Raw genomic sequence first — 1,222 nt, forward strand, 5'->3', positions numbered from 1 at the left:
GATTGAAACCCAGAAAGTCAAAGCCATCATCAATATGAGTGACCTTCGTTTTCTCTTCGGAGAGGGTTAACCCTCTTTCTGCCAGAAAGTCAGCAATCAACGGTTTGATATCGTTCACTAGCACTTCCTTTGAAGAGCAGGTGACCACGAAATCATCCGCATAACCAATAAAGTTGGCCCTAGCACCCATTTTCAGAGCTGTAGATTTTATTTGTTGCTCTATTCCCGCGAGAGTCATTAGCATCAAGGTTGGAGATATTATTCCACCTTGAGGTGTACCCTCATCGGTATCATAGAACAGACCCTTATCCACATAGCCAGACTGTAACCATTGCTCTAACATACGTTTATCTACCGTGATATTGTCCATAAGCCATTGATGCCCGATTTTGTCGAAGCAAGCCTTAATATCTCCCTCAAGAACCCATTTCGCTGATCGCTTTAGAGCCAAACATTTGAAACACTGACTGACGGCGTCAGCCGTACTGCGATTTGGCCTAAACCCATAGCTATTGAGGTCGGCAAGCGTTTCGGACACTGGTTCTAATGCTAGAAGGTGGAGGGCTTGTTGCGCTCTATCAATCATGCATGGAATACCCAATGGCCTGAGCTTACCGTTCTTTTTGGGGATGTAGATACGTTTGAGTGGTTTTGCAAAGTAAGCCTTGCGGCTCAGTTGATTGACTGCTTTCATACGGCGTACATCTGTGTTCCAGGTGACACCGTCTATTCCAGACGTTTTACTGCCTTTATTCTGAGAGACTCGCTTAACCGCAAGAAGCTTGGCTGAGCGAGAATGAGTCAAGAGCCACTGTAAGGACTTCACCTTACCGTATTTCTTTTCTCTCGTTGCTTTTGCGATACGCATTTGAAGCTTCAATACGTGTGCTTCAACGGATTTCCAGTCGATGGACTGCCATTGAGCGCCGTCAGAAGATGCACTAATCTCTTTCGAGATCACCATTTGCTTTTCTCCTTGAATAAAGTTCTTCAAATTCTCTCGCAATGGGAGACCAGTCGGAAGTGGGCTCACTTTCGTGATCAGACATAAGTCTGTATCTGCATCATTACAATGCAGCTTTCGCTTTTTCCGACCTCCTATACCTGCATCACTATCGGCCACAAAGGCTTTCCCAAAGGGAGTGATACAGGCTTACCCTGTTCCGTATGTTACGTAAAATGTCAGCTTAGATGCCCACTATAGTGCGGAGAGTACGGCGAC

The 1,222-nt window shown here is 45.7% G+C and carries 1 protein-coding gene; it reads right to left on the reverse strand.

Features of this window, described 5'->3' with window-relative positions; genetic code table 11:
- The coding region (locus AB4167_RS21515) for a reverse transcriptase domain-containing protein (protein ID WP_372136998.1) at positions 1–964 on the reverse strand (964 nt) is incomplete at its 3' end.
- Positions 965–1,222 lie beyond the last annotated feature (258 nt).

This window comes from Vibrio sp. 10N.286.49.E11, assembly GCF_041469505.1.
GTDB classification, from domain to species: Bacteria; Pseudomonadota; Gammaproteobacteria; order Enterobacterales; family Vibrionaceae; genus Vibrio; species Vibrio crassostreae_C.